Annotated in this window: 17 protein-coding genes; 7 read left to right on the top strand and 10 right to left on the bottom strand. The window is 52.2% G+C overall.

Translation table 11 applies throughout. The annotated features are described in order from the left end of the window. Nucleotides 1-18 precede the first annotated feature (18 nt). The 8 genes from cysA to AC6I8W_RS15145 all read right to left on the bottom strand — a co-directional run bounded on the left by cysA (nt 19) and on the right by AC6I8W_RS15145 (nt 6,574). Complete coding sequence (gene cysA, locus AC6I8W_RS15110; protein WP_497835668.1) at nt 19-1,107, bottom strand: sulfate/thiosulfate ABC transporter ATP-binding protein CysA; 1,089 nt, start codon at nt 1,105-1,107, stop codon at nt 19-21. Beyond that, on the bottom strand, nt 1,097-1,969 hold the full coding sequence (gene cysW / locus AC6I8W_RS15115; protein ID WP_497835669.1) for a sulfate/thiosulfate ABC transporter permease CysW: 873 nt from the start codon (nt 1,967-1,969) through the stop codon (nt 1,097-1,099). Before cysW ends, cysA begins: the two co-directional genes overlap by 11 nt. After that, the gene (cysT, locus tag AC6I8W_RS15120) at nt 1,969-2,802 is read right to left on the bottom strand and encodes a sulfate/thiosulfate ABC transporter permease CysT (protein ID WP_497835670.1); all 834 of its coding nucleotides are present in this window, start codon (nt 2,800-2,802) and stop codon (nt 1,969-1,971) included. Before cysT ends, cysW begins: the two co-directional genes overlap by 1 nt. Beyond that, the gene (locus AC6I8W_RS15125; protein WP_497835671.1) at nt 2,802-3,818 is read right to left on the bottom strand and encodes a sulfate ABC transporter substrate-binding protein; all 1,017 of its coding nucleotides are present in this window, start codon (nt 3,816-3,818) and stop codon (nt 2,802-2,804) included. The genes cysT and AC6I8W_RS15125 overlap by 1 nt, the downstream gene beginning before the upstream one ends. Nucleotides 3,819-4,011: 193 nt before the next feature. After that, nucleotides 4,012-4,908: a Dyp-type peroxidase gene (locus AC6I8W_RS15130; RefSeq protein ID WP_497835672.1), complete on the bottom strand. Its 897-nt coding sequence runs from the start codon at nt 4,906-4,908 to the stop codon at nt 4,012-4,014. 100 nt (nt 4,909-5,008) lie between these two features. Continuing rightward, entirely contained in the window at nt 5,009-5,623 is a 615-nt protein-coding gene (locus tag AC6I8W_RS15135; protein WP_497835673.1) for an RpoE-regulated lipoprotein, read from the bottom strand. A 63-nt stretch (nt 5,624-5,686) separates the two neighbouring features. After that, the gene (locus tag AC6I8W_RS15140; RefSeq protein WP_497835674.1) at nt 5,687-6,148 is read right to left on the bottom strand and encodes a DUF2919 domain-containing protein; all 462 of its coding nucleotides are present in this window, start codon (nt 6,146-6,148) and stop codon (nt 5,687-5,689) included. Beyond that, nucleotides 6,149-6,574 carry a GNAT family acetyltransferase gene (locus tag AC6I8W_RS15145; RefSeq protein WP_013510004.1) on the bottom strand — a complete coding sequence of 142 codons (426 nt, stop codon included), beginning with the start codon at nt 6,572-6,574 and terminating at the stop codon, nt 6,149-6,151. It abuts the gene before it with no gap. Nucleotides 6,575-6,784: 210 nt separating this feature from the next. Here AC6I8W_RS15145 and amiA point away from each other — a divergent pair, with 210 nt between their 5' ends. After that, the gene (amiA, locus tag AC6I8W_RS15150) at nt 6,785-7,645 is read left to right on the top strand and encodes an N-acetylmuramoyl-L-alanine amidase AmiA (protein ID WP_497835675.1); all 861 of its coding nucleotides are present in this window, start codon (nt 6,785-6,787) and stop codon (nt 7,643-7,645) included. A 35-nt stretch (nt 7,646-7,680) separates the two neighbouring features. Next, on the top strand, nt 7,681-8,598 hold the full coding sequence (gene hemF, locus AC6I8W_RS15155; protein ID WP_497835676.1) for an oxygen-dependent coproporphyrinogen oxidase: 918 nt from the start codon (nt 7,681-7,683) through the stop codon (nt 8,596-8,598). 76 nt (nt 8,599-8,674) lie between these two features. Here the strand turns inward: hemF and maeB are convergent, their stop codons facing one another. Continuing rightward, a complete protein-coding gene (maeB, locus tag AC6I8W_RS15160; RefSeq protein WP_497835677.1) occupies nt 8,675-10,954 on the bottom strand; it encodes an NADP-dependent oxaloacetate-decarboxylating malate dehydrogenase in 2,280 nt (759 codons plus the stop codon). 364 nt (nt 10,955-11,318) lie between these two features. Here maeB and tal point away from each other — a divergent pair, with 364 nt between their 5' ends. The 3 genes from tal to ampH all read left to right on the top strand — a co-directional run bounded on the left by tal (nt 11,319) and on the right by ampH (nt 15,644). Beyond that, entirely contained in the window at nt 11,319-12,269 is a 951-nt protein-coding gene (gene tal / locus AC6I8W_RS15165; protein ID WP_497835678.1) for a transaldolase, read from the top strand. Nucleotides 12,270-12,338: 69 nt separating this feature from the next. Beyond that, nucleotides 12,339-14,339, top strand: a complete 2,001-nt coding sequence (gene tkt, locus AC6I8W_RS15170; protein WP_497835679.1) for a transketolase — start codon at nt 12,339-12,341, stop codon at nt 14,337-14,339. 135 nt (nt 14,340-14,474) lie between these two features. Continuing rightward, a complete protein-coding gene (ampH, locus tag AC6I8W_RS15175; protein ID WP_497835680.1) occupies nt 14,475-15,644 on the top strand; it encodes a D-alanyl-D-alanine-carboxypeptidase/endopeptidase AmpH in 1,170 nt (389 codons plus the stop codon). On the opposite strand, the gene AC6I8W_RS15180 is transcribed toward ampH, so the two are convergent. After that, the gene (locus AC6I8W_RS15180) at nt 15,641-16,714 is read right to left on the bottom strand and encodes a DUF1176 domain-containing protein (RefSeq protein ID WP_497835681.1); all 1,074 of its coding nucleotides are present in this window, start codon (nt 16,712-16,714) and stop codon (nt 15,641-15,643) included. The two genes, ampH and AC6I8W_RS15180, sit on opposite strands and share 4 nt — an antisense overlap. Nucleotides 16,715-16,759: 45 nt before the next feature. On the opposite strand from AC6I8W_RS15180, the gene AC6I8W_RS15185 reads away from it, so the two are divergent. After that, nucleotides 16,760-17,026 carry a hypothetical protein gene (locus AC6I8W_RS15185; protein ID WP_497835682.1) on the top strand — a complete coding sequence of 89 codons (267 nt, stop codon included), beginning with the start codon at nt 16,760-16,762 and terminating at the stop codon, nt 17,024-17,026. Between the two features lie 79 nt (nt 17,027-17,105). Beyond that, nucleotides 17,106-21,920: a hypothetical protein gene (locus AC6I8W_RS15190; protein ID WP_497835683.1), complete on the top strand. Its 4,815-nt coding sequence runs from the start codon at nt 17,106-17,108 to the stop codon at nt 21,918-21,920. The last annotated feature ends 11 nt before the right edge of the window (nt 21,921-21,931 follow it).

Consider the following 21,931-nt stretch of genomic DNA (forward strand, 5'->3'; position numbering starts at 1 on the left):
GAAGGAGTGTCAAAAATATCAGGCGCTCTCGGCAAAGGCAACCGCACGCAGCGGCGTTGTTCCCTGGTAAAGTCGCGCCTGTTGCAGGCCAACAAACAGGCGTTCACCGCGAATCGGAGCGGTTTGCTCGCCATCAAACACCAGGGTGAAAGGTTCGCTTTGCCAGCCACTGGGCTGCACCACCAACTGCCAGAAGTGACCACGCGGGCTGACTTCCAACACCTGTACCGGCAACGGGGTTTCCAGGCTGCTTTGGCGCGAGACATCAATCTCCCACGGGCGCAGGAACAACTCGACCTCGCCCTGATGGGCAGGCGTGTAGCCCAGCGGCCAGCGATGCGCGGCAACATGGAACTGCGAGCCATGTACTTCACCGTCGAAGCGGTTCACTTCACCGAGGAACTCCAGCACGAAGCGGGTGGCAGGATCGCGCCACACGTCATTTGGTGTACCCACTTGTTCAATGTTGCCCTGACTCATCACCACCACCCGGTCAGCGACTTCCATCGCCTCTTCCTGGTCATGGGTCACGAATACGCTGGTGAATTTTAACTCTTCATGCAACTGACGTAGCCAGCGGCGCAGCTCTTTACGCACCTGGGCATCCAGCGCGCCGAAGGGTTCATCCAGCAGTAAAATCTGCGGTTCCACTGCCAGCGCACGCGCCAGCGCAACACGCTGTTTCTGGCCGCCCGACAGTTGCGCCGGGAAACGGTTAGCAAGGTGCGCCAGTTGCACCATTTCCAGCAAACGGGTCACCCGTTGTTTGATTTCGGCGCTGGAAGGACGCTCACGACGCGGCAACACCGTCAGACCAAAGGCGATGTTGTCAAACACCGTCATATGACGGAACAGCGCGTAATGCTGGAAGACAAAACCGACCTGGCGATCGCGGGCATGAATGCGACTGACGTCTTTGCCGTGAAAATAGATCTGCCCACTGTTCTGATGTTCCAGTCCGGCGATAATCCGCAGCAGCGTGGTTTTACCGGAACCGGATGGCCCCAGCAGCGCCACCATCTGGCCGGAAGGAATATCCAGAGAGATATCGTTCAGCACCGGGGTACGGCCAAACGCTTTGTTAATTTGTTTAATCTCAATGCTCATGATTTTCCTCCTGTTGGCGTTTCTGCTGATGCTCTAAACGCCACTGCAGCACGCTTTTCAGAAACAGTGTCACTATCGCCATCAGGGTCAGCAGCGCGGCGGCGGTAAACGCGCCGACGGTGTTGTAATCCTGATGCAGTAATTCAACCTGAAGCGGCAAGGTATAGGTTTCGCCGCGAATCGATCCCGAGACCACCGAGACCGCACCAAATTCGCCGATGGTACGTGCGTTAGTCAGTACCACACCGTACAACAGCGCCCAGCGAATGTTGGGCAGCGTCACGCGGCGAAACATCTGCCAGCCGGACGCGCCAAGCAACACCGCCGCCTCGTCTTCATTGCTACCCTGGCTCAGCATCACCGGCACCAGCTCACGCACCACAAACGGACAGGTGACAAAAACAGTCGCCAGCACCATACCGGGCCAGGCAAACATAATCTGGATATTGTGCGCATCAAGCCAGCCACCAGCCGGACCGTTGATGCCCCAAAACAACAGATACATCAAGCCTGCCACCACCGGTGACACGGCAAACGGAATATCAAACAGCGTGAGCAACAGCTGGCGACCAGGAAAGTTAAAACGCGTCACCAGCCATGCCAGCAGCGTACCGAACACCAGGTTTACCGGCACGGTAATCAGCGCCACCATCACCGTCAGCCAGATGGCATGCAGCATGTCGCCATCTTTCAGATTGCTGATGGCGGTGCCCAATCCCTGATTGAGCGCTTCCCAGAAGATGGACACCATCGGCACCACCAGCAACAGGATAGAGACCAGCGCACCAATACCAATAAGCAGCCACTTGCCCCAGTTGACCGGTGAACGATCAACACGATTGATTTGCGAAATCTCTGCCATCAGTGGCCTCCTAAACGACGGCCAAAGCGGCTTTGCAGGGTATTAATGGCGAACAACAGCAGCAGCGATGCGGCAAGGATCACCGAAGCAATCGCACTGGCAGCCGGGTAATCAAACTCCTGCAAACGCACGAAAATCATCAGCGAGGTGACCTCGGTCTTCCACGCGATGTTACCGGCGATAAAAATCACCGCGCCAAATTCACCGAGGCTGCGGGTAAAGGACAACGCGGTCCCAGCCAGTAGCGCCGGTGCGACTTCCGGCAGCACCACACGACGGAAACTTTGCCACGGCGAAGCACCGAGCGTTTCTGCCGCTTCTTCATATTCCGGACCTAACTCTTCCAGCACCGGCTGCACGGTACGAACCACAAACGGGATGCTGGTAAAGGCCATCGCCACCGCGATACCGAGCCAGGTGTAAGAAACTTTGATATCAAACTGCGCCAGCCACTGCCCATACCAGCCGTTGACCGAAAACAACCCGGCCAGCGTCAGACCGGCAACGGCGGTTGGCAGCGCAAACGGTAAATCCATTAAACCATCGAGCAGCGTACGGCCTGGGAAGCGATAACGGGTCAGGATCCACGCCATCAGCATGCCAAACACCGCGTTGAAGATGGAGGCCACACCGGCAGACAACAGCGTCACCTTGTAGGCCGCCACCAATTGCGGGCTGGAGATCACTTCCCAGTACTGCGCCAGCGTCATCTTTGACAACTGCATCAGCAGCGCGCTGATCGGCAGCAGCAGGATCAGGCAGGTAAACAGCAGGCTGGTGCCAAGGCTGAGACCGAATCCGGGTAGCACCCGCTTTTGCGTTGAAGCAAACATCAACCGCGCCCCGCTGCCAGCAGTTTGTCCAGCTCAGCGCCAGACGCGAAATGGGTTTTCATCACGTTATCCCAGCCGCCAAACGCCTGATCTACGTTGAACAACGCCGTCTGCGGGAAGCGATCTTTTTGCTCCGCCATCAGTTGCGGGTTGTTTACGCGATAGTAGAAGCTGGTGATAATTTTCTGCGCTTCCGGGCTATAGAGAAAATTCAGGTAGGCTTTCGCCGCATCGGCGGTGCCATTGTGCTCAACATTTTTGTCCACCCAGGCCACCGGGAACTCGGCGAGGATGTTGGTTTTGGGCACAATCACTTCATAACCCTCTTTGGCGTACTGGTTGCGGATGTTGTTCACTTCAGATTCAAAGCTAATCAACACATCCCCCAGACCACGTTCGGCAAAGGTGGTGGTCGCACCGCGACCGCCGGTATCGAACACTTCGACGTTCTTCAGGAATTTAGTCATAAAGGCTGCGGTTTTGGCCTGATCTTTACCATCCGCCTGATCCGCCGCGCCCCAGGCAGCCAGATAGGTATAACGGCCATTACCGGAGGTCTTTGGATTAGGGAACACCAGCTTCACATCATCGCGCGCCAGGTCAGCCCAGTCGTGAATGTTCTTTGGATTGCCCTTGCGCACCAGAAACGCCATGGTGGAGTAGAACGGTGAGCTGTTATTCGGCAGACGGGTTTTCCAGTCCGCCGGAATCAGATTGCCTTTATCATGCAGCACCTGCACGTCCGTCACCTGATTGTAAGTCACCACATCGGCACGCAATCCTTGCAGGATCGCCAGCGCCTGTTTTGAAGAACCGGCATGAGATTGTTTAATGGTCAGCTGGTCACCAGGATGGCTGGCATCCCACTGTTTCTCAAACGGCGCATTCAGCGCGACAAACAACTCGCGCGAGACGTCATAAGAACTGTTGAGCAGTTCAGTCGCCTGCACAGCACCCGCCATTGCCAGCGAAAGCGCGATACCGCCAACCAACTTTTTCAAAACGGGAAGTGTCATGCTGCACCCAGAGATATGGAGTTACGGCTGATGCCATTAGATGTTGTCAGTGTATTTATAACTCAGGGCAAACCAGTAACGGTTTTATATATCGTTTGCTGATTTCAAAGTCTAAAAAGGCATAAGACGGCGGGGAAGATTATGCAGCTGGCGGGATAGAAGGCGGACGGCAGTGTGGCCGTCCGTAAGGTGCTTACAGCGACTGCAACGCATCAAGGGATGGCGCGAAATAGTAGCTACCGGTCACTGGCTTGGTGAAACGCAGCATGGCGTCCATCTTGCCATCACGCTCGCCAAACATACTCAGCAGTTGCTGCTCAATGTTGTACAGGCGATTGCAATAGGCGATAAAAAACAGACCGTGGGTGCCGCTGGCGGTGCCATAAGGCAGGCTCTGGCGCAAAATCTTCAGCCCTTTCCCCTCTTCTTTGAGATCGACACGGCTCAGATGCGAGGTTGCCGGGCGCTCCTCACCGGGTATCTCTTCGTTCTCGACTTTGGTGCGCCCCATCACCGCTTCCTGCTTCTCAACCGCCATGCGATGCCACAGCTTCAGGTTATGCTCCCAACGTTGGGTGAAGACGTAGCTGCCGCCCGCATCCGGGCCGTCAGCGATAATCGCCACCTGCTGACGTTGCTCGCCTTGCGGGTTTTCCGTGCCATCAACGAATCCCGAGAGATCGCGTTCCTCAACCCAGCGGAAGCCGTGGGTTTCTTCTTCGACAGCGACGGCGTCAGCAAAGGCCACCAGCGCTGCCTGCGCCAGCGAGAAGTTGACATCATGACGCAGCGACTGGATGTGGATCAGCAAATCATGCTGGATGGCGGGCGCAATACCCTTACCCAACGCGCTAAAGGCTTTCAGCTCCGGCGCGCTATCGGCACCCCGTAAATCGCGCCACAGCGTATCGCCAAACGCGACCACCGCGCCCAGACCGGCATCGGCAAATTGTTGTTGCAGCGATTCGAGGTGTTGCAGAAAGGTTTTGCTGCCCAGGCGCAGCGCATCGAGGTCGCCCGTGACACGGGCTTCCAGCCAAATGGCGAAACGGCGGTGCTCCAACAGGATCCCGCTCTGAAATTGAGACATCGACATGCTCTCCGGCAATGGGGGTTAAACGACGTTTTTTTCGTCTGTATCATACCGGAAAGCCGCGGTGATAGCCCGTATCACCGCACTTTTTTCAGGGTTAACGTTGCCAGACGATCTTACTGATTTTCCAGTTTTTCAGCGTATCATCAGATGGCATCAGCCCTTCAGGCCCATGCCATTCACCACTGTAGATATAAGCGATGTGCTGGCTATTTGGCGCACGGCACTCCACATCACGGCTATCGAGGCCCGGCACCATTTTGCAGTTGTTGAAGGCTTTGGTGAATTTTGCGCTGAACAGGTCGCCAATTTTGCTGCCGTCAGAACTTTTCGCGCCGCTATCCAGCACTTCAATGCGCTCCACGCTGCTTTGACCGTGAATCACCATTTTGACCTTGCCGTCATCCAATGCTTGCCAGAACTCCACCACCTGGCCGTTCTGCGTACGCATCCCCTGGCGCAATTTGAAATCCCCGCCCAGAGCTTTGTCGATGGCGCTTTGCGTCATCGCGGTGCTGCTGGAAAGCCCGGCAACGCCCTGCTCGGTCACGGTAAGCGCACCGCCAAACCAGTTCAACGGATTCAGCGCTGACCAATGATAACTGAGCGGGTTATACCAGTGGCTTTCATCCGTTGTGGAAGAGGAACCCGAACTGGCACAGCCTGCCAGCACCAGGGCCGTCGCCAGCAGCGCGGGACGAACAACTTTCATGAAAACTCCTTGATTTTCTTTGCCGGTTGGCGTGCCTGTTGGAGTCGCAAAGCGACAAAAAGTTTATTCGTGATGCTGATGTTCGGGCAAAAAACTGTCACACAGGCGGCGATGGGTTTGCAGCCAATACAGCGCCAGCAGGTCAAACAACGTCAGCAGCAACGGAAACGGCGAGTCGGGCATTTCGCCCTGCCACAGGTTGCCGCCCTGCCACAGCAGGTTAATCAGCAGTGAGAGACTTAACACCCAGCGCCAGCTTTGCCACAAGCGCGGCCAACGCTGGCGATAACCGGTGAGCAGTAACCCGATGGCCGACGGAACACCCAGCGCCAGGCCGAGCCAGAAACTTTGCCTGTCGGGATAAAACAGCGCCAGCAGGTCATTTCCCTGTTGGCGTGAGGCCCCGGCCATCACCAGCAGTAACCAGGTGCGCGCCTGTAACAACAGGATCAGCCAGAAAAGAAACGGCAGCCGCAGCTGCCCTTTCGCATCGTACTCTTCGGGTGGATATTTCAGCGTGACCACTTAATACTCGCGATCTTCAATCAACCGTTTACCAAACAGCAGCGAGTCCACCGGTTCGTAATCGAGCTTTTCATAGAACGCCACCACCTGGTCGTTTTCTTCACGCACCATCAGATGGATTTTCGGGCAGCCGCGCGCAATCAGTTTCTTTTCCAGACGGTTCATCAACGCATTGGCAAAGCCGCGTCCCTGGTAATCCGGATGTACTGCCAGATAATAAGCGGCACCACGATGGCCGTCGTAGCCGCCCATCAGCGTGCCCACCACTTCGCCACCGACTTCGGCTACCAGGAAGAGATCCGGGTCATGGTTCATTTTGCGTTCGATGTCCAACTCCGGGTCGTTCCACGGGCGCAACAGATCGCAACGCTCCCAGAGCGTGATCACTTCTTCAAAATCTTCCTGGCGGAAAGAACGGATTTCCATCGGCGTTACCCTGCTGTTAGGCACAATTCGCTGATTATCACGTATTCTTTGCCGGGTGCAAACCTTGCACCGCGCAGTGGCGGAAAAAAGCGGCAAAATTCTTGTTAGCGACCTGAAATACAAAGTAAAGCCCTGAAATAGTTGTGAGGTCGCACCTGACAGGGTGTTACGCTATAACACTTCGCAGGTTTACCTGTCAGGGATTCATTGATGAAAAAGATTTCACTGCTCAAACGCTTAACCAATCGCCGTCAGCTGCTGCTGTCCGGGCTGGCGCTGGCGGTGCTGTCACCGCGTCTGGTCCAGGCCAAAGAAGAGAGCGCCGATTTGCGCCTGCTGCCACGCCACAGCAAACCTGCACCGCCTGCCCGCAACGGCAAACGCATTGTGATGATCGACCCCGGCCACGGCGGCATCGATTCCGGTGCCGTCGGCGAGCAAGGCTCGGAAGAGAAGCATATCGTGCTGGATATCGCCAACAACGTGCGCCAGTTGTTGCAGGATCATCCGAAGGTCGAAGTCCGCCTGACGCGCGACACTGACTACTTTATTCCGTTGTATCAGCGGGTTGAAATCGCCCACCAGCACGGCGCGAATCTGTTTATGTCAATCCATGCTGATGGCTACACCAGTCCGGATGCCAACGGTGCTTCGGTGTTCGCCTTGTCGAATCGGGGTGCCAGCAGCGCGATGGCGCGTTATATGTCGCAAAAAGAGAACGATGCCGACAAAGTGGGCGGTGCTGAAGTGGCGGCGAAGGACCAGTATCTGAACCAAATCCTGTTCGATCTGGTGCAGACCGACACCATTCGCAACAGCCTGACACTCGGTAAACACGTGCTGGATCAGATCCGCCCGGTGCATCATCTGCACAGCCAGCACACCGAGCAGGCAGCATTTGCGGTACTCAAGTCGCCATCCATTCCTTCGGTGCTGGTGGAGACCTCGTTTATCACCAACCCGCATGAGGAGCAGTTACTGGGTACGCAGGCGTTTCGTCATAAAATTGCCAGCGCGATTGCCGATGGCATCGTCAATTACTTTGATGAGTACGATCGTCGCCAGGCTTAGGTATAATTGCGGCAAATTTCCGGAACGAGTGACTTATGAGCAATCCCGATATTTCCCGCGTTAAAGCCTTTTTGCTGGCGCTCCAGGATGACATTTGCGCCCAGTTGGCGGCGGAAGATGGTAAAGCAGACTTTGCTGAAGATAGCTGGCAGCGGCCCGGCGGTGGCGGTGGACGCAGCCGCGTACTGCGCAACGGTGCAGTGTTTGAGCAGGCTGGCGTTAACTTCTCCCACGTTCATGGCGACCAGATGCCCGCTTCTGCTACCGCGCATCGTCCGGAGCTGGCGGGCCGCAGTTTCGAAGCCATGGGCGTATCGCTGGTGATCCATCCGGAAAATCCGTATGTGCCGACCAGCCACGCCAATGTGCGATTTTTTATAGCAGAGAAGCCAGGGGCCGAACCGGTATGGTGGTTTGGCGGCGGTTTCGACCTCACCCCGTATTACGGTTTCGCAGAAGATGCCGTGCACTGGCATCAAACAGCCTTTGAGTTGTGCCAGCCGTTTGGTGAGGACGTCTATCCGCGCTTTAAAAAATGGTGCGACGACTATTTCTACATCAAGCATCGTGAGGAACAGCGCGGCATTGGTGGCTTGTTCTTCGATGATCTCAACACCCCCGATTTTGACCACTGCTTCGACTTTACCCAAGCGGTAGGCAACGGTTTTCTGCAAGCCTATCGTCCGATTGTGGCAAAACGCAAAGCGCTGCCGTGGGGTGAGCGCGAGCGCCAGTTCCAGTTATACCGCCGTGGTCGCTATGTCGAGTTCAACCTGGTGTGGGATCGCGGCACCCTGTTTGGTCTGCAAACCGGTGGACGAACCGAATCTATCCTGATGTCGATGCCACCCCTGGTGCGCTGGGAATATGATTATCAACCGGAAGCGGGAACGCCAGAAGAGGCGTTGTACCGCGATTTTCTGCCGGTGAAGGATTGGCTGAAACAGCGGTAAAAACCCGCACGATGAATCGTGCCGCTACAAAATCGCAGAGAATCGTAGCGGCGCGATTTATTGCGCAATTCCCGCATTACAACGGTTCGGTCTGCGCCTCGACCACCGCCAGCGCCACCATATTGACGATGCGTCGCACAGAGGCGATACGCGTCAACACATGTACCGGCTTGCTGATGCCCATCAACACCGGCCCGACCGTCACCCCCTCCGAACAGGAGACGCGCAGTAGGTTGTAGCTGATACGCGCCGCTTCAACATTTGGCATGATCAACAGATTAGCGGTGCCTTTTAACGGGCTGTCCGGCATCAATTCCCGGCGGATGTTTTCCACCAGTGCCGCATCACCATGCATTTCACCGTCAATCTCCAGATCCGGCGCACGCTGCCGAATCAACGCCAACGCTTCACGCATCTTGCGTGCGCCCGGTGCATTCGAGGTGCCAAAGCTGGAGTGCGACAGCAACGCAACGCGCGGTTCGATACCAAAGCGTCGCACCGTCTCCGCCGCCATCAAGGTGATATCCGCCAGCTGTTCCGGTGTCGGATCTTCGTTGACGTAGGTATCGGTGATAAAGGTATTGCCGCTCGGCAGCAGCAGCGCGTTCATCGCCCCGGCGACGCGTACATCAGGACGGAAGCCAAACACCTTTTCAATCACGTCGTAATGTTCATGATAATCGCCAACGGTACCGCAAATCATCGCATCCGCTTCACCGCGATGGACCATAATCGCTCCAATCAGGGTGGGGTTGCCAATCACAGCGCGCTGCGCCATCTCCGGCGTAACGCCACGCCGTTTCATGATCTGGTAATACTCGCTCCAGTAGGCTTTAAATCGCGGGTCCGATTCGTTGTTCACCACCTCAAAATCTTTACCGGCTTCGATTTTCAGCCCCTGCTTTTGCAGGCGCATGGCGATCACGTTAGGACGACCGATCAGAATCGGTTTCGCCAGACCGAGTGTCACCAGCTCCTGGGTGGCGTGCAGCACCCGCACTTCCTCTCCTTCCGCCAGCACCACGCGCTTCGGCTCTTTGCGTGCCTGGGAGAAAATCGGTTTCATGAACAGGTTGGTTTTATAGACAAACTCGGTGAGTTTCTCGCGATAGGCGTCGAAATCCTCAATCGGTCGCGTGGCGACACCAGACTCCATCGCCGCCTTCGCCACCGCAGGCGCAATCTGCACAATCAAGCGCGGATCAAAAGGTTTAGGGATTAGATAGTCCGGGCCAAAACTCAGATCCTGGTCGTCATAGGCCGAGGCCACCACATCGCTTTGTTCTGCCTGCGCCAGCGCCGCTATGGCGTGTACCGCTGCCAGTTTCATCTGCTCGTTGATAGCGGTGGCCCCCACATCCAGCGCACCACGGAAGATAAACGGGAAACACAGCACGTTATTGACCTGATTGGGGAAATCCGAACGCCCGGTGCAGATGATCGCATCAGGACGTACCGCTTTCGCCAGCGGCGGCATGATTTCCGGTTCCGGATTAGCCAGCGCCAGAATCAGCGGATCTTTTGCCATCTGCTTGACCATCTCTGGCGTCAGCACCTGCGGCCCGGAGCAGCCGAGGAAAATATCCGCCCCGGCAATCACCTCTTCCAGCGTACGTTTACCGTTGTCCTCGATGGCATACAGCGCTTTAGTTTCAGCCATCTCAGCATCACGACCGCGCCAAATCACCCCCTTCGAATCACAAGCCACGATGTTATGGCGCTGCATTCCCAGCGCCACCAACAGATTCAGGCAGGCAATGGCCGAAGCCCCCGCTCCCGACACCACCAGCCGCACATCGGAGATGGCTTTTTTCACAATCTGCAACCCATTCAGCACCGCAGCGGTACAAATAATGGCGGTTCCGTGCTGATCGTCATGAAACACTGGGATCTTCATGCGTTCACGCAGCTTCTGCTCAATATAGAAGCACTCCGGCGCTTTGATATCTTCGAGGTTGATGCCGCCGAAAGTCGGTTCCAGCGCGGCGATCACCTCAATCAGCTTGTCTGGATCCAGCTCGTCGATTTCGATATCAAATACATCAATTCCGGCAAACTTCTTAAACAGCACGCCCTTGCCTTCCATCACCGGCTTACCCGCCAGTGCGCCAATATTACCGAGGCCCAGCACCGCCGTACCATTCGAGATCACCGCCACCAGGTTGCCGCGCGCGGTGTATTTATGTGCCGCCAGGGGGTCGAGCGCAATTTCAAGGCAGGGTGCCGCTACGCCGGGTGAATAGGCCAGGGCCAGATCACGCTGCGTCGCCAGCGGCTTGGTGGGTGACACCTGAATTTTTCCGGGGGTGGGATACTGGTGAAAATCGAGAGCGCTTTGCTTCAGTTGATCGTCCATTGGGCATCCTGTTGCACGGAGAAAGAGCGTTCAGTATAGAAATCAACCGCCCAAAAGAGGGTGAAGGCGCTCAAAGAATGCGCGGCTGACAACGGCACAGATTGCCACAGCCGGATCAACGGCACGGTCACAGGCTGCTATGCTTAGAGTTGGTAAAACACGCAGCTGATATCTCAGGCTGGCCCCTCTATCACAACCGCGCGCAGTGGGCACCCCAGCGTCACAATCAGAGAAAACGCATTTTCTTAACCTGACGCCTGTAGCAATGTGTTGGACCGGTACTCACCTGGAAATGGCGTAATAAGGCCAAAGCTGCCTGAGGTTCTTTATTTGCCATAATGATTGCTAATCAAGGAGTTAAGCGATGAACCAGTTAGATGCTTTAAAACAGTTCACCACCGTAGTGGCGGACAGTGGCGACATTGAATCCATTCGCCAGTACCACCCGGAAGACGCCACCACCAACCCTTCATTAATCCTCAAAGCCGCCGGACTCGACGCCTACAAACACCTGATTGATGACGCCATCGACTACGCGAAAAAACAAGGCGGCAGCAAAGAAACCCAAATCATCAATGCCAGCGATAAAGTGGCGATCAACCTCGGTATGGAAATTCTGAAAAGCGTACCAGGCCGTGTCTCGACCGAAGTGGATGCGCGCCTCTCTTTCGATCGGGGCATGTGTGTCACCAAAGCCGAAAAACTGGTGCGTTTGTACGAAGAGCACGGCATCGATCGTTCACGCATCCTGATCAAGCTGGCGTCGACCTGGGAAGGGATCCGCGCCGCCGAGGAGCTACAAAGAAACGGCATCGACTGTAACCTGACGCTGTTGTTCTCCTTCGCTCAGGCACGCGCCTGCGCCGAAGCCGGCGTGTTCCTGATTTCGCCGTTCGTTGGCCGTATTTATGACTGGTACAACAGCCGTAAACCGCTTGACCCGTATGTGGCGGATGAAGATCCGGGCGTGAAGTCCGTGCGTCGTATTTATGATTACTACAAAAAGCATCGCTACAACACCGTCATCATGGGTGCCAGCTTCCGTAAAGTGGAGCAGATTCTGGCGCTGGCGGGTTGTGACCGACTGACCATCTCGCCAAACCTGCTGGAGGAGCTGGCCAACAGCGATGCGCCAGTTGAGCGTAGGCTGGAGCCATCTACCGAAGGTTTCCATCAGCCTGCGTCGCTGTCCGAAGCGGAGTTCCGCTGGGAGCATAATCAGGACCCGATGGCGGTAGAAAAATTGTCCGATGGCATTCGCCAGTTTGCCATTGACCAGCAAAAACTGGAGGACGTGCTGGCCGCTCGCCTCTGATTGTTTATCACCTCATGCCGGACGGGCGTCTTGCCCGTCCTTTTTTGCCAAATCACAAGGGAGAACCCTATGTCTTCACGCAGAGAGTTGGCTAACGCGATTCGTGCCCTGAGCATGGACGCAGTACAAAAAGCAAATTCTGGTCACCCAGGCGCCCCAATGGGCATGGCGGATATCGCCGAAGTCTTGTGGCGCGATTTCCTCAGACATAACCCAACTAACCCGCATTGGCCCGATCGCGACCGCTTTATCCTCTCCAACGGTCATGCCTCTATGCTGCTATACAGCCTACTGCATCTCACCGGTTATGACCTGCCGATGGAGGAATTGAAAAACTTCCGTCAACTACATTCAAAAACGCCAGGACACCCGGAACTGGGATATACCCCTGGCGTGGAAACCACCACCGGCCCGCTGGGTCAGGGGCTGGCGAATGCGGTGGGGATGGCGATCTCCGAACGCACCCTGGCGGCGCAGTTTAACCAGCCGGGGCATGAGATCGTTGACCATTTCACTTATGTGTTTATGGGCGACGGCTGCCTGATGGAAGGGATTTCTCATGAAGCCTGCTCGCTGGCGGGCACCCTTGGACTTGGCAAGCTGATCGGTTTTTACGATCACAACGGCATTTCCATCGACGGGGAAACCGAAGGCTGGTTTACCGACGATACCCATAAACGTTTTGAAGCCTATAACTGGCATGTGATTGGCGATATTGACGGTCATGATCCGGCCGCCGTCGCCAGCGCCATCAAAGAAGCTCAGAGCGTTACCGACAAACCTTCGCTGATCATCTGTCGTACCATCATCGGCTTTGGTTCACCGAATAAAGCCGGTAAAGAAGAGTCCCACGGTGCCGCGTTGGGTGAAGCCGAAGTGGCGCTGGCGCGAAAACAACTGGGCTGGAACTATCCGGCGTTTGAGATCCCGAAAGACATCTATCAGCAATGGGATGCCAAAGAAGCCGGTGCCGCGCGAGAAAATGCCTGGAACGACAAACTGGCCGCGTATCAATCCGCCTATCCCGAACTGGCACAAGAGTTTACACGCCGCCAGAGTGGTGAGATGCCCGCTAACTGGGAAAACGAGGTACAGGCTTTTATTACGCAACTTCAGGCGAACCCGCAGAAAATTGCCAGTCGCAAAGCGTCGCAAAATACCCTTGAAGTGTTTGGCAAGCTGCTGCCGGAATTCCTTGGCGGCTCTGCGGACCTCGCTCCCAGTAATCTCACCATCTGGTCCGGTTCGAAATCGATCAAAGAGGATATTGCCGGGAATTATATTCACTACGGCGTGCGTGAGTTTGGCATGACGGCGATCGGCAACGGTATCGCTAATCACGGCGGCTTTTTGCCTTACACCGCCACCTTCCTGATGTTCGTTGAATACGCGCGTAATGCGGCGCGTATGGCAGCCCTGATGAAGGCGCGCCAGGTGTTGGTCTACACGCATGACTCGATTGGTCTGGGAGAAGATGGCCCGACGCACCAGCCGGTGGAACAGCTTGCCAGCCTGCGACTGACGCCCAATATGAGCGTGTGGCGCCCATGCGATCAGGTCGAAACCGCGGTAGCCTGGAAGGCGGCGGTGGAACGTCATCACGGCCCGACCGCGCTGATTCTGTCGCGCCAGAATCTGCTGCAACCGGAACGCAGCGCAGCGCAGGTCGCCGATATCGCGCGTGGTGGTTATGTGTTACAAGATTGCGCCGGTACGCCGGAAGCCATCATTATCGCCACCGGTTCGGAAATTGAAATCGCCCTCGGCGCAGCAGATAAGCTGACCGCCGATGGTCATCAAATCCGCGTAGTGTCGCTGCCTTCCACCGACGTGTTTGATAAGCAGGATGCGGCTTATCGTGAATCAGTGCTGCCGTCTGGCGTAAAAGCCCGCGTGGCGGTGGAAGCCGGGATTGCCGATTATTGGTTCAAATATGTTGGCCTGGACGGTGCTATCGTCGGAATGACCACCTTCGGTGAATCGGCACCGGCCGGTAAACTGTTCCCGGAATTTGGCTTTACGGTGGAAAACATCGTCAGCCATACCGAAGCATTACTCAAACTCCACTAATCAATCTGGCCCCATTGCGGGGCCATTTTTGATCACAGCCTGAAACAGAAAAAAATCTTACTTGACCTCTTTTCGCCCCTTGCAAACTGATTACTATAAGACGTTCCTTTAATTAGCCTGGCGGACGCTTTCCCGTTGAAAAAACGTACACCCTTTTTACTGAGCTTACTGGTTTCGCTGCTTCCGTTAAAAAGCATGGCGCAGGCGTCACCAGACCCCCTGCTCGCTTCACAGATCGTTGATCGTTACGCCGAACATATCTTTTATGGCAGCGGAGCCGTGGGTATGGCACTGGTGGCGATTGATGGCAATCAGCGCGTGTTCGCCAGTTTTGGCGAAACCAGTCCGGGCAACAATACGCGGCCACAACAGGATTCAGTGATTCGTATCGCCTCACTCAGCAAGCTGATGACCAGCGAAGTGATGGTAAAAATGGCCGAGCGTGGTCAGATTCGGCTCGACGATCCCTTGAGCAAATATGCGCCGCCTGGCGTGCGTGTGCCGAACTTCAACGGCCAACCTATTCGCCTGATTAATCTGTCAACCCATACCAGCGGTCTGCCACGCGAGCAGCCTGGCGGTAAGCCACATCGTCCGGTGTTTGTCTGGCCAACCCGTAGTGACCGCTGGCAATGGTTGTCGCGTGCTTCGCTGAAAGCGGCACCCGGTGCCAATGCGGCCTATTCCAACCTTGGTTATGACCTGCTGGGCGACGCGCTGGCAAAAGCCGGAGGTAAACCCTATCCGGCGCTGTTCCAGCAGCTTATCACCCGTCCGCTGGGGATGAAGGACACCACCTATACGCCTTCGCCGGATCAGTGCAAACGCCTGATGATCGCCGAAAAAGGGGCCAGCCCGTGTAATAACACCCTCGCCGCGATAGGCAGCGGCGGCGTTTATTCAACACCGGATGATATGGGGCGCTGGATGCAGCAATTCCTGAATTCCGCTGTCAACAAGCGCACGCCGCAGATCGACCGACTGCAAACACTGATTTATCGCCGTGACCAGTTGAATAAAGTGGAAGGAATGGATGTGCCTGGACGTGCCGATGCGCTGGGTATGGGTTGGGTTTATATGGGGCCGAAGAATGGCCGTCCTGGCATTATTCAGAAAACCGGTGGCGCAGGTGGTTTCATTACCTATATGGCGATGGTGCCGCAGCAAAATGTCGGGGTGTTTGTGGTGGTGACACGCTCACCACTGTCACGCTTCACACCAATGAGCGATGGTGTTAACGATCTGCTGGCTGAGCTGGTGGGTAATCAGAACGGCTCACCGATGATGGTGAAAGCTATCCGCTAACGCGATTGCGGCGCGGTTTCCGGCTGGCTGACCCACAGGGTTGGCCAGTCGTCGCTACTGTGCCAGGCATCGCAGGTTTTCTCTTCCGCATATTCCGCCAGCACGAATTCGTTGCCATCAAACTGCCAACGCGTGGCAATACCGCAATCTCCCAAGCCACGCCCCTTACTGAAGGTGTACAGGAAGCCGCTGCTGGCATCGTATTCGGCGTTGACCACATCCAGTTGATTATCCGTGCGCGACGGTGGCGTAAAGGGCAACGTCAGCGTCAGGCCTCGCGCCACATACGGTTGACTGCGCGTGACTTCAAAGGCCAGATCAATCACGTTGTACGCCCCGGTTTCACAGCTCACCAGCAGCAACGCTTTGTTATCGGTCAACGGCGCGACGCTGACTTCACGCCGCATCGGGTCAAGCGAGCAGCTGTCGGTATTGATGCGCCAGGTGCCGTAATCAATTAAACCACTGGTTTCCTCGCGGGTGAGCGCCGCAGGCTGCGGCAGTGGCGCAGGTAAACGGGGTAATATTGGCTGTGGTGGAACATCCCATACTACACGGTCGCCGCGCTTAACCCAGGCGCTCAGACCATTCACCCTGCCCTGTACCTCGTCCATCAGCAGCAGTGCCGCCTTCATACCGTGCAATGAAACGGCCGCTTTGGCTTGATACGTGAGCTGAAGGGTATCCGCATCCAGCGTTTGTGCCAAAAACTCATCAATGGCGATGGGATTGCTGGTCGCGAGATGATGGGGTTCCACGCTCCAGTGTTTGAGATCGGGTTTCAGCAAACGCTGATCGAGCAGCAGATTATCCTGCAAGGGCGCACCGGGAAGTTCGCCGCTGTAAGCGCTGCCATAATCAATCCGCAGTAAAGGACGATCATCACTCCCGGCATGCCGGGAGAGGGTCATCACCAGGCCATTGTCCCCCGGAAAACTGCGCGCTACGCAAAAAGCCGCATTGTTGCAGGTCAGCTGCCAGTCAGAAAATGACTTTTGCAGTGGATCCGCCTGCACTCCCGCAGCAAACAGAAAAAGCAATAAAAGCAGCGATTTCATCCAATACGACATTAAGAAAACCGGTCCCCGAAATCTTAGAGAGAAGATGATAGCGCAATGGCAGCGCTGGCACCGGGCCTAATCTGTGAGCTGGCCCGAAAAGCGGTACTAACTGCCGAAAAAGACGTCGCCTGGGAGCGATCTGTGCGGGTGGTGCGAGGGGTCATCATCCTTGCCGAACGCATAACGCTCAATCGGATTAGTCGCACAATTAAGCAGGCAGCGCAGCATACGGCCAATCATTGCCAGAGAAATTTTCTGGAATTGCGAAAGCGTCACATTATCGCCATCAAGGGGAAAGTATTTTTAATACCGGTGAAGTAAAAATTGAACGTATTCTCATCAAGGAAGAGGGTAAATTATGCCGAATAATAGCGTTAGTCGTACATTCAATAATTTGAGCATGACTGCAACAGAAATAACCACCACAACACCGTCCGTTATGGATAAAATAACCACCATCAGGTCCAATAATACCGAACCTTATAGGTTACGCACCGTGGCATCATTAGATTCAGTATCCACATCAGCAGTAATCACCGCAACATCATCCTATGATAATCATACCGCACCTACCAACACAGGATGTTTTACTCTCATGCCAAGGATGAACAATAGTCGCCCTCTCATGGGGCATGAAATGATAAATAGACTAACTAAAGTTGATAAGTTTATTAAGGGCATCCCTGACATTATCACTACGATGGAGGGATCAACCAACCCTTTGGTAAGCCAATTCCAAAACTCCCTGCTGGATATAAAATCTAAACACACAGGGGTAAAAAACAACCTTAGTAAAAAAGCCAAAGTAACGTATGAAATAAACATCAAAACAATTAAAGAGTTGCTTGCAACCATCAATGATAGTGATCTCAGTAAATTTTTTAACTCAATACTGGCAATTTATGAAGCCAAAACCAGCAACGTACTTAAAGAAAAAATATCAGATATAAACGGCTATATGCGAATGATAGAAAAACAGAAAAACAGAAAAGAAAACCTTACATCATTTTGGCACGGAATTATTGACGAAGATGAGAACCCCATCAGGAATTTCTTAGATAGATTTGACTTGTGGGAGGATTTCAAAACTAAAGTCCAGCATACATTAGAGAACATAGATGATGACTTCATCGAACGTCACCAGGAATTATATGACCAACTAAAAACACTTTGCTTCCCAATGACCCTTCTTGAGAAAAATGACAACATTTTATCACATGAGCTTTGTGTCAAATTTACTAAAGACCAAACTGTCACCAAAGCAATAAAATCTTTGCAGGAAAATAAGGGATTAACCTATGTATTAGAACGTACCGAATACGGCAAAAAAATGTTAAAACAACTCAATAACTTCCCGGTATTAATCAACCTGAATACAAGAATAAAACATAATAAAAAACTTACAGATAAAATAGCAGTAAAACGTCTGGAGCATAATGCGTCTGAAAAATCTGGCACAGTTCAAAAATGGCTAAAAAAAATCAAGCAAAACTTTAGTTCAGCCCCCCTTCTTGCCGACTTACAACGTCAACTAAGGGCATCTCGTACTTTAAGCCTGAGTATCGCCGCCGAACAGGATCCTGGGTTAAAAATACTCGCTGCTCTCTCTCCTGAACGTGCGGAAAGCTTACTGAGTGAATTAAAAGATAAAGAAAACTGCAATAACGTGATAACTGCAATGGGTCTGTCGCAGGAGGCAAACAAAGTTATCCCAAAATTTATGACTAACAACGTATCGGTATTTGAGGCGATTTGCGTAACTCATGCACTGGATAACACCCGTCAGGTTGCAGAGAACATCCATGATATTGACCAACTATATCGTATCATGAAAAAAAAATTCCTTCACCCCGATGAAATTGAAAAACTTACTTTCAACCGTACCGATCATGAGGGTAATATTATTATCAAAGGGTTAATGCTGGCTGCGCTACGCCGCTTTGCTGCCGCTCCTGAAATGGACTACATTGCCCAAAGAAATATATTACTGGGCTTCGCCGATGATCAACACGCCGCAGCGCTCGATGCCTGTAAACAAAAAGTCAGGCTGCGCGATAACTATGAAATAAACCATTTTGTTGACCTCAATCATTTCGATAAAATCAAGCCGAAAATTATTAATAAAATTAACAAAAAAACCTTGCGATATAAACTTGAACAAAGTATTGAACATGATAGTTACCTTATCAAACTGTTAAATGAAAAAAATATAACCGAAACTTCCCAGAGCATAACCAGCAACATGGTGGACTTCTTGTTTTGTGAAGGAGCTTATGTTGATGCCAATATCAAACCCGTAACTTTCCGCACAACTCTTGCCAGCCTTTTTAAATTGACGCCACAAAAATTTGTCAGTGACCTGGATAAAATTGGCTACGCACCGTCACATCACAGTACACATCATGCTAATAAAAAGGGGGACCTGCTCACGCCGAAGCAAATGGCCTCTGTCGATCACCTGGTAGTGATTTGTGAACGTCTGCGGGAAGTAGTATCTGAAACTATTGCGACGCTTGAACATGCTGAAAATTTATTAGAGGACGCAATATTTTCTGCGCTCAACGAATTTAGCCGCAAAACACAACGGGAGTTGCAACAGGAATACGAGGAGCTGATAACTCAGTTACGTGAAAACCCGTATGATAGTCAGTTAAAAACCAGGGTAAAAGAACAAGCTGAAATTATCCTTGATGCCGTGGACGTGAAAGCATTAAGTGCAACGGGCGATGGTGAGTTGCTAAACAATATCGTTACGATGCATAATTATTTTTCATCCTTAAGGCCTAAAAATATTAGCAATTTCTATGCCTGGATGCAGGAATTGGGGCTTCCTCTCAGTAACAGCAGCCAGCAGATTATCACGCAATATCTGGCTGAAATGTTAGAAGAGAACAAAGCTGGTGAAACCTGTTGTTATGAAGTCATGTCCATTATCATTCGTGAACTATTCGCTTCACCGTTGTTGTCTGATCGACGCTGCACGCCACAAAGTATGCAATCTGTTGAGCGCCTCAATAATCTGGCCAAAAAGTCATTAGATCAGATAGACCAGATTTTACAGGATGCAATAAATAAGGTTATAGCCCCTCTGAATCCCGAAGATAAACAAACAGATCGTAATCATCAAGCCTTTTGCAAAATTATTGACGATCCCAATGCGATTGAAGAAGCATTAGACGAGTTTATTATTAAACCTAATATTAAAAACTTCAGTGAAAAGAAGGCACGCTTAACATCCGAACAATATAATTTCCTTAAAGAGGGATTATATAATTTATTCAAACTTGGCAGCAATGACTACAGTAAGGATATCGATACGATCTTTGAGAGCATGGCGGAATCTGCGATAGAAAAGAGCGCAAACAACACTAAATCCCTTTACAACAACTATTTGATTTACCGCAAGGCATATGCGGACAGAGATACTAAAAAAGCACAGGAATTGCTTAAAGATATGATTGAGAGTGATTTAGATAAAGCGATCCCTCAGCTAATCGCCCTGGGCAGTCTGGATGAGAAGGTACGCTTAAATGCCAGGACGGCTAAAAGAATATTTACTCTGGGAGAAATGAATGTCACCAGCCATGTTGAATTTATAAAAGAATTAAACGACATGTATCAGATTTCCTCCTCCATCTATTATGATATTATCCGCCTCAAAGGTGGATTACCCGTTGCAACTAAAGTACGAGCTGAGGAAATTAACTACCTCGCTAAAAGAACGAAAGATATTGCCTTTTCTGATGCTGCGGCCATCAGACATACAACGTTTCAGAGAATGGGTTCGTTGTATTACGATGATGACGGCTGGGGAAAATATCGCGCTAATTGTGAGAAAGAAGATGCTATAAGTGACAAACAAAAAATTGATAGCCAAATAAATAAAGATCTCTGGAACGATAAAATGAAGAGGATATCAAAAAAATTCCTTGAAAAGGTTAAGGAGTTTTCTGACGAATTTACGTATTGGTGGACACCGGTTTATATTGCCTATAAAACAACTGTATCCGACGCACATAAGTCAGTGATTGTATTTTCCAACGGACAACTTTTCCAAAGTGAAGCTTGTCATATATATGATGGTGCCATTACGATGCTGCGAGGCAAACGTGTCGACTTCATGATTAAAAAAGGGCAACTGGATCAAGGTAAGATACTGGCCTTTATCATGAAATACCAACCTAACTTTAAATGCGTGAATACCCAAATAACACGTAAGGAAGTGGACTACAAGATCATGGCGACTGTTGAAAATGAAGACGGTTACGTGCAGCATGAAATGGCCGCCACCATCACGCAAACACAAACGGTGAATACCACAACCCACATATCGGCAGTACCGGGTAGTTTTATGTATGGCCATCCTGACTACTATCCCAGCCAATATGATACCCAATACATTTATAAAGAATTCTTTTTTCAGCCGGATATACCCAAGGAGGTTCCCCCTGCGGTAGCAACAAAGATTGATTACACAAGTAATACCTGGCTGCCGACCTACGCGGTTAATCCCCCGCCTTTACCTGATTATCCTGACCCCACAGCCGTAGCATCAACGTCAGCGTTCAGCGTAGCCAGACCCTCCGACCCCATCACCAACAATTTGAGAGATATGGGCAGTCCGTTTACGTATAACCGTCCCGAGAACTTACAATTTTCTCAATTCGCTGTGGAACAAATGCAGTTGCATCTCTCAGATACCATCCAAAAGGAGATCGTAACAATAAACAGTAATAATCAAATGACCCACTTCCAGCCTAATGGAATACATGTTTTATTTAACGATCCACTTGAAATTTCAGACTGGGATAAACGAAAGGGGAATTATGCGATAGGATTACCGCATCCTCTCTTGAAAGCTGCCGCAGAAGGAGACATCGTATTACTTTACGAAGATGAACAGCATAAATTTAATGCGATGGAGGTTCAGTTAACAGATGAAGGTTATATATCAAGCATGATACCGCACAGTCCTGAATTACGCGATAGCGTTATTAATAATACATTTAATGATTTTCCCGAATCGCTCAACCCCGTAGCGCAGACATTATTTTCCGCTGTAATGGATGCTGGTTACACCAATTTTTTTGGTAAGCAACCGCAGAATGATATTTCACCCATCACATTGCAAAAAGCCTTTCTGGAACGGTTGAATGAAACGTATCAACAAGAGTCTCAACCGGGCCCCTCCGTTACCTCAATAATTAAGCGCTGATGTCTCAATTT

Source organism: Pantoea sp. X-Soil-TKNS-1211, assembly GCF_059730495.1.